Here is an 8,008-nt window from a genome sequence, read left to right as displayed (position 1 = left end):
GGGACAAGGGGACAAGGGGACAAGGGGACTCTTGAGAATTTTAACTTCTGCCTTCTGCCTTTCCTAACTCAAAACTCAAAACTCAAAACTTGCCTTCTGCTTTTGCTCGACAACCGATCGGATATCCAGATTGATAAGTGGTATCACGTTTGCCGAAAATAGTATAGCGATTGTCGCGCACTTGTTCGTAAATGCGATCGCCTACCCACTTCACTCCTGGTAACGCCCGATAGGTTGCTACAAAACTATTTCCCACAGGTAACAAACGTCCAATTTCTTCCGCTGCATCACTTCCTTGCCAGCGTCTTTCTGGTGCATCAGCATCTATTAAAATCATCCCCATTTCACAATCTTGGGAAGTAATGCCAAACTGACTCAATGTTTCTAAATCCTGCATTGGACTGTAGCGAAAAAGTTGACCCCGATCTAGGTTTTCCAAAACTTTTACCAAAGTTACACAAAGATTACAATTGCCGTCGTAAATTACGTAGTAACTCATTAAATTAACTAGGTGTTTATCAAAAGTAATTAACTTGCTCTTCTTAGATTAACAAAATTTTAGATACTAATTTAACTATTCTTGTTGAGTTTCGCAACTAATAACAATAGTTCTCCTGGTATGCTCTCAGGGTATTTTGCTTCAACTCCTTGTCTTGGTAGCTAACGATAAATTACTAAAAGAACGTGAGAATAAATACTCAATCAGATTCAGTAATTTAGCATTAATATGTTAGGTAATTTAGTTTTAGAGCCATGATTATATGTATAGTTTTATATTGGCATTAGGAGAAAAATTTAGAGAAAAAAACAAAACTTGGTGGCAGAGTGGTTATGCGATCGCCATTTTAGCAGTAGCGATCGCCACCATCATCAGACTGTTACTTAACTCGATTTTTGGAGTAAAAAGCCCGTTTTTGGTTTATTTTGCGGCAGTAATGTTTAGTAGCTTGTACGGCGGTAGGCAGGGAGGTATACTGGCAACAATGTTATCTGCTTTAGCCAGCAACTACTTATTCTTAAACCCAACTCATGCGCTACAGGCTGACAGTTTCGAGCAGATGGTACGGCTAGGAATATTTATCAGCGAGGGATTACTGATTTCGCATATTGTTTCAAAACTACAGTCAACAACACAGCGACTTCAGTTAAGTCAAGAAACTCTCAGCGAAAGTGAAGAATTTTATCGCTTGTTAGTTGATGTTGTACAAGATTACGCCATTTTTATGCTTGACCCTGATGGCTTTGTTGTTAGTTGGAACAAGGGAGCAGAACGCCTGAAAGGACATCGATCGGATGAGATTATTGGGCATCATTTTTCGCGCTTCTATCCACAGGAAGATGTTGAGCAAGGAATACTAGAATCAGCATTAAAAACAGCCGCAACTACGGACAGAGTAGAAACTGAGGGTTGGCATATTCGTAAGGATGGTTCGCGTTTTTGGGCAAATGTGCTATTGACAACTTTAAGAGATGATGCGGGGAATCTGAAAGGCTTTTCCAATGTTACTCGCGACGTGACCGCAATTAGGGAATACGAAGCTGAACGCGATCGCTTAATTACGGAATTACAACTAGAACGATCGCGCTTAGAAACCATCCTAGAACAAATGCCTGTTGGTGTAGTGATGGCGGAAGCTGTTACAGGTAAGTTGATTTTCGGCAATCAAGAAATGGAGAAAATCTTACGTCATTCCTTCATTCCTGCGGAAAATATCGAGCAATACCAAAAATATAAAACCTTTCACCCAGATGGACGACTATATCAGCCCCAAGAAACAGTTTTAGCACGGACAATTACTCGTGGTGAAGTAGTTAAAGATGAAGAAATTTATATCCAGCGTGGTGATGGTACTTGTGGCACAATTTTGGCTAATTCCACACCTCTGTACAATGGACAAGGAGAAATTGAAGCTGGAGTTGTCGCTTTTTTAGATATTACCGAACGCAAACAAGCACAAGAACAACTTGCTAATCTGAACACCATTTTAGAGCGGCGAGTACAGGAACGCACCGCCCAATTAGAGCAAGCTAAAAACGAGGCTCAGTTAACCTTAAATCTTCTCAACGGAATTATTGAAGGCACTAACGATATAATTGGGGCGTTAAATTTGGAATTTAGATTTACTGCTTTTAATAGTGCTTATAAACAGGAATTTACCAAAGTTTTTGGTCGAGAACCTGAATTAGGAATGAGTATATTAGATGCTGTGGCGCACTTGCCTATTGAGCAAGCAAAAGTTAGAGAAATTTGGGGTAGAGCGTTGCAGGGAGATAACTATACCATTATTGAAGATTTTGGCGACCCCAACTTAGAGCGCAATTATTACGAGATTAACTTTAATGAAATTAAAGATGCAAATAATCAGTTAATTGGGGCTTCACAAATTGTCCGCAATGTGAGCGATCGCATTCGTACTGAAGCACAAATTCATAACTTAAATCAGGAACTAGAACAAAAAGTAACTGAACGTACTCAAGCCTTAGAAGCGGAAATTCAAGAACGGATTAAAATAGAAGCCAACTTACGCGAAAGTGAAGAAAAATTCCGCGCTACCTTCGATCAAGTAGCCGTAGGTATTGCCCATGCAAACCTAGATGGAAAATATCTACTAGTTAATCAGAAATTGTGCGATATTCTCGGTTATTCTCAAACAGAACTAATGAATTTATCAATAGCAGATATAACTTATGCCGAAGATATAGCAACAGATTTAGAAAATACTCGGCGGATGGTGGCAAATGAAATTAAATCCTTTTCAATGGAAAAACGCTACATTCGCAAAGATGGTTCGATAGTTTGGGGAAATTTAACCGTCTCGGTAGTGAGAGAAGCCAATGGTGAACCAAAATATTTGCTCCGGGTGCTGGAAGATATTAGCGATCGCAAACGATTTGAAGAAAACTTAGCGACAAAAAATCGAGAAATTACTAACATTTTAAACAGTATTACTGATGGTTTTGTCAGCATAGATAAAGATTGGCGCTACACTTATGTCAACTCAAAAGCTGAGGAGATTTTAGGCAAACAAAAGAGCGATCTACTTGGTAATAATGTTTGGGAAGTATTTCCCCAAGCAGTCAGTTTACCAGGCTACAGATATTGTTATCAGGTAGTACACGAGCAAATAACCATTAAATACGAAGAGTTTAACCCGTTCCTAAATAAATGGTTGGACGTGCGCCTTTATCCATCTGCCGATGCGCTAACAGTTTACTTTCAAGACATCTCCGAGCACAAACAAGCAGAAATAGCATTGCGGCTTAGTGAATCAAAATTTATGCGATTAGCTGATGCAAATGTTGTTGGTATTATTGTTGCTAACTACACTGGTAAGATTGTCGAAGCTAATGATGCTTTTCTGCAAATGCTTGGATATACAAAATCAGATCTTGATGCTGGTGAAGTTAACTGGCGCAGTATTAGCCCATCTGAATATCTCCCCCTAGACGAGCAAAAATGGCAGAAACTTCAACAAACGGGTAAAGTTTCATTTGAAAAAGAATACTTGCATAAAAATGGCGATCGCATTCCTGTTTTAATAGCCGCAGCTAAGTTGGAGGGCAACGAAGAGGCAGCGATTTGTATGATTGTCGATCTAACTGAACGCCAGCAAGCAGAAAATGCCCTGCGCCAAAGCGAACAAAGTTTCCGCAACCTCGCTGACTCCATGCCCCAAATTGTCTGGACTGCTAACCCAGATGGCACAGTAGATTATTACAATCAGCGGGTGTATGAATTTAGTGGCTTTTCTCAACAAGCAGATGGAACTTGGGAATGGCAACCAGTATTGTATCCAGATGACGAACAGCGCACCGTAGAAGCTTGGCAGCAAGCAGTGGAAACAGGTGAAATCTACGAATGCGAACACAGAATTAAAAGAGTTAATGGCGAGTTTCGCTGGTATCTGAGTCGCGGAATACCAGTTAAGGATGAGCAAGGGTGCGTAATTAAATGGTACGGAACTGCTACCGATATCCACGCCCAGAAGCAATACCAAGCAGAACGAGAACAACTGTTGCGCCGGGAACAAACCGCACGCACAGAAGCAGAATCAGCCAGTCGTCTCAAGGATGAGTTTTTGGCTACCCTTTCTCACGAACTGCGTACCCCGATGAATGCCATGCTGGGGTGGACAACGATGCTGCGAACTCGCAAGTTAAATGAAACGACAACTGCCCGCGCTTTAGAAACGATCGAGCGCAATACCAAAACGCTCAATCAACTAATTGAGGATATTTTGGATGTATCGCGGATTATTCGCGGTAAAGTCCGCTTCTCTCTCCAACCACTTGAATTGTTACCTGTATTTGAACAGGCGATCGAGACAATCAAGCCAACCGCAACCGTAAAAGATATTCAGATTGTACTAGAACCGTTGCAGGCAAACTCTCTCAAGGTGATGGGCGATAGCAGTCGCTTACAGCAAATTATCTGGAACTTACTTTCTAACGCCATCAAATTTACGCCGAATGGTGGGTGCGTAACGATACGATTATCAGCGGTGATGGGGAAGGAAGGGGAGAAATTAGATGATAGGGGTCAGGGGTTAGGTGATAGGGAAGAACTTCCCCAACCCCTAACCCCTTCTTTTGGGGAAACAGCCGAACCGGAAAAATATTGCTCATGCCCTATTTTCAATTGCCGCTTTGCTCAAATTCAAATCACTGATACAGGTATTGGTATCAACTCAGAGTTTTTGCCATTTGTGTTCGATCGCTTCCGGCAAGCAGATGGCTCGATTACGCGATCGCACGGCGGGTTAGGATTAGGATTGGCAATTGTCCGTCACTTAGTAGAATTACACGGCGGTACAGTCGAGGTTTTTAGTTTGGGAGCCGCACAGGGATCGACTTTCACGGTTAAGCTGCCACTGGTGGTAGAGAGTAGCAGCGCCCAAGAGCAAGCAGGTAGAGGAGAAGGTAGTTTCCCATTGAGTTCTGATGCTTTACTTAAAGACTTAAGAGTGTTAGTAGTTGATGACGAATCAGATGCCCGCGATTTAATCAGTGTAATTTTAGAAGATCGGGGAGCCAAAGTAACGGCTGTAGGATCGGCTCAAGAAGCATTTACGACAGTATTACAAAAATCACCTCTAGATATCATAGTCAGCGATATTGGGATGCCTGAAGGCGATGGTTATTCATTAATCCGCCAAATTAGACAGCTACCGCCAGAAGCAGGGGGAAAAATTCCGGCGATCGCCTTAACTGCTTATGCTAGTGCTGAAGACTCCAATAAAGCCATTTCCGCAGGTTTTAATCGCCACATCCGCAAACCAGTCGATCCTACAGAATTAACTATGGCGATCGCTCACATTGTCGATCGTCATCCCAGTACGCAGAAGGAAAGTTTTGAGTTTTGAGTAAGGTTCCGCTATGTTGGGATTTTAAATCTAGGTTAAATAATACGCAAAAATATGAAGAGTAGAGCTTTGTTTGTCGATCGCACAGCTGTAATAGCTACCATGCACAAAAAAGAACAGGTAATCTCACCAATTTTAGAAAGAGAATTGGGAGTTGAGGTTATAGTACCATCAAACTTTGATACTGATAAATTCGGCACATTTACCAGAGAAATCAAACGACGAGGAACTCAAATTGAAGCAGCTAAATTTAAAGCCGAACAAGCATTAAATATCACAGGTGAAACTTTAGCAATTGCCAGCGAAGGCACTTTTGGCCCTCATCCTTTTGTACCATATTTGTCTTGTAATCGAGAAATAGTCATGTTATTAGATAAAAAACATAACATAGAGATTATTGGTGAAGAATTTTCTACAGAAACTAACCACACTCATCAAGTCGTTAAAAGTGTAGAAGAGGCTTTTGCATTTGCCCAAAAAGTTGGATTTCCTGAACATGGTTTAGTTGTCATGTTTGAAGAAAATCCCAAGGATAGTAGCCAGGTAATTAAAGGAATTACCGCACAAGAAAAGCTGGAAGAAGCTGTGAGTTTATTTTTGAAAAAATCAGCAAATGGTAAAGTGCATTTGGAAACAGATATGCGGGCGCTTTATAATCCAACAAGGATGAAAAATATTGCCAAAGCTACTCTTAATTTAGTAGAAAAACTTAATAGCCTTTGTCCTAATTGTGATTTTCCTGGTTTTAGTATAACTGATAGAAAACCAGGTTTACCTTGTGCTTTGTGCAATATGCCGACTCAGTTAACTTTAGCTAATATTTATCAATGCCGAAAATGCGGTTTTCAAAAACAGATTCTATTTCCTGATGGCATTAAACAAGTCGATCCATCACAATGTATGTACTGTAATCCTTAGAGTGATATCGTTAACACAAATGTTTGCTAAAAATGGGGTAGGGGCGGGTTTAGACAACAATAATAACGCAAGTTGCTAGTTATTAATTTTTTTGGAGTTCCCCCCTTGAGTAAGGGGGGTTAGGGGGGATCTAAGGCTGTGATTACTAGGTTTTGATCCCCCCAACCCCCCGTGATGTTAATAGCGAAGCTTCCGCTGGTTCCCCCCTTTTTAAGGGGGGCGGAGGGGGGATCAAAAGGGGGGCTAAGAAAGAGCCAAACTTGTAACTAGCAACTTGAGTTAATAGCCTGAACAAAACCCGCCCTTACCATGCAATACTGATCCAACTGAACACAATATTATTAGTGTGTTAAAAAGGTAGACTTAGTAAGGTAATTAAATTAAATTCTTTTGCTTCTTCGCTCAACCCTAATTTAATATTTTCCGGGTCATTTCTATGCCGGAAAGATTGAAAAATTCTGTCCCAGATAGTCAAAAGACTGGCATAATTTGAGTTGGTTTCTTCGACAATTTGTGAATGATGAATTCGATGATAGTTAGGTGTAACAATGAAGTAGCTTAAAAAGCGATCGCACCCATAACCCAAAGCCCAATTACTATGATGAAACACAATCACACAAATAAATGCTAATTCATAAATTAGTAATGGTTGAATCGCAATACCTAAGAACCAAATTAAGAGAATTTTGGGCAAATAAGAAACAATTACTTCTACCGCATGAAACCGATAAGCTGTGGAAACATTCATCGATCGTTCAGTATGATGTACAGAATGAAAACGCCAAGCTAAGGGCCAAGTGTGCATTAATCTGTGCCAAAAATACATATACAAATCTAAAATTAAAATTGATAAAATGCCGACTAACCAAACAGGTTGAATCCCCTGAAATAATCCTTGCCAAGTAGTTTGTTCTTGTAACCATTTGGATAGCCAAACTGTAGTTAGACTGGTGGCGATCGCATTCAAAACCCCCAACCCAAAATTAGTACCCATCCGATTAATTAAACCCTGTTTATAAGTAAAAAACGGAAACAAATTTTCCAGAATTCCAAAAATCAAAATACTCCCGACAATTACTACCAATTTGCCACTCATTACTGCCTTACCTCTGGGATTATAAAATTAAACTTATAACGGTTATATTTCGGATAATTCCTGCTATATTCTTAAATATGAAGAGGAAATTCCATCAAAATTTCTTTTAATTCAATTTCCTGAATTCGCTTAATTGCCTGTTTTAAACTTAGCCATTCTCTCTTTCTAACTTTAGCTTCCGGCCAATCATTAAACACCGTTTCAACCCGCAACAAAAACACATCAACCAAGAAATTACAACCCAACTTTTTATAACTGTAAGTACCAATTGTAGTTTCGGAAACTTGCCCTGTAACCCCTGCTTCTTCCCAAGCTTCCTTCGCTGCGGAATAGTGGGGTTTCATAAATATTTCAATCATTCCTTTGGGAATAACCCAACGTTTACCTCCCGAAGAAGTGATCAGCAAAATTTCTAACTTTTCATCTTGAATGCGGTAGGGAATTACTGCTGATTGTTTAATTGTTGGATTAGTTATTTTTGCCATCATTGAAAGAATTTGTTTGATTAGCATATTAACTGCTGGATGAAATAGCAGAACAAAGGCAGAGGAAGTAAGGGCGGGGTTGATAAATAATTTATTAGCTTGTAAATCAAAATAATTTACTAAACTCGCTCCTACAACTAAAAACT

5 protein-coding genes are annotated in these 8,008 nt (G+C 40.0%); 2 read left to right on the top strand and 3 right to left on the bottom strand.

Annotation, left to right across the window (positions count from 1 at the left end; all coding sequences use genetic code 11):
* Positions 1-82: 82 nt before the first annotated feature.
* Positions 83-499: a thiol-disulfide oxidoreductase DCC family protein gene (locus tag IQ264_RS21330; protein WP_193982817.1), complete on the bottom strand. Its 417-nt coding sequence runs from the start codon at positions 497-499 to the stop codon at positions 83-85.
* A gap of 262 nt (positions 500-761) precedes the next feature.
* Here IQ264_RS21330 and IQ264_RS21325 point away from each other — a divergent pair, with 262 nt between their 5' ends.
* On the top strand, positions 762-5,363 hold the full coding sequence (locus IQ264_RS21325; RefSeq protein ID WP_193982816.1) for a PAS domain S-box protein: 4,602 nt from the start codon (positions 762-764) through the stop codon (positions 5,361-5,363).
* Between the two features lie 54 nt (positions 5,364-5,417).
* Positions 5,418-6,281 carry a DUF6671 family protein gene (locus IQ264_RS21320; RefSeq protein WP_193982815.1) on the top strand — a complete coding sequence of 288 codons (864 nt, stop codon included), beginning with the start codon at positions 5,418-5,420 and terminating at the stop codon, positions 6,279-6,281.
* A gap of 349 nt (positions 6,282-6,630) precedes the next feature.
* Here the strand turns inward: IQ264_RS21320 and IQ264_RS21315 are convergent, their stop codons facing one another.
* Together IQ264_RS21315 and IQ264_RS21310 are read right to left on the bottom strand one after the other, a co-directional pair.
* Positions 6,631-7,377, bottom strand: a complete 747-nt coding sequence (locus IQ264_RS21315; RefSeq protein WP_193982814.1) for a sterol desaturase family protein — start codon at positions 7,375-7,377, stop codon at positions 6,631-6,633.
* Between the two features lie 71 nt (positions 7,378-7,448).
* The gene (locus tag IQ264_RS21310) at positions 7,449-7,889 is read right to left on the bottom strand and encodes an NUDIX hydrolase (protein WP_228061700.1); all 441 of its coding nucleotides are present in this window, start codon (positions 7,887-7,889) and stop codon (positions 7,449-7,451) included.
* Positions 7,890-8,008 lie beyond the last annotated feature (119 nt).

The sequence above is a fragment of the [Phormidium] sp. LEGE 05292 genome (assembly GCF_015207735.1).
Lineage (GTDB): Bacteria > Cyanobacteriota > Cyanobacteriia > Cyanobacteriales > Aerosakkonemataceae > Floridanema.
This window is presented reverse-complemented; position numbering and strand designations above follow the sequence as displayed.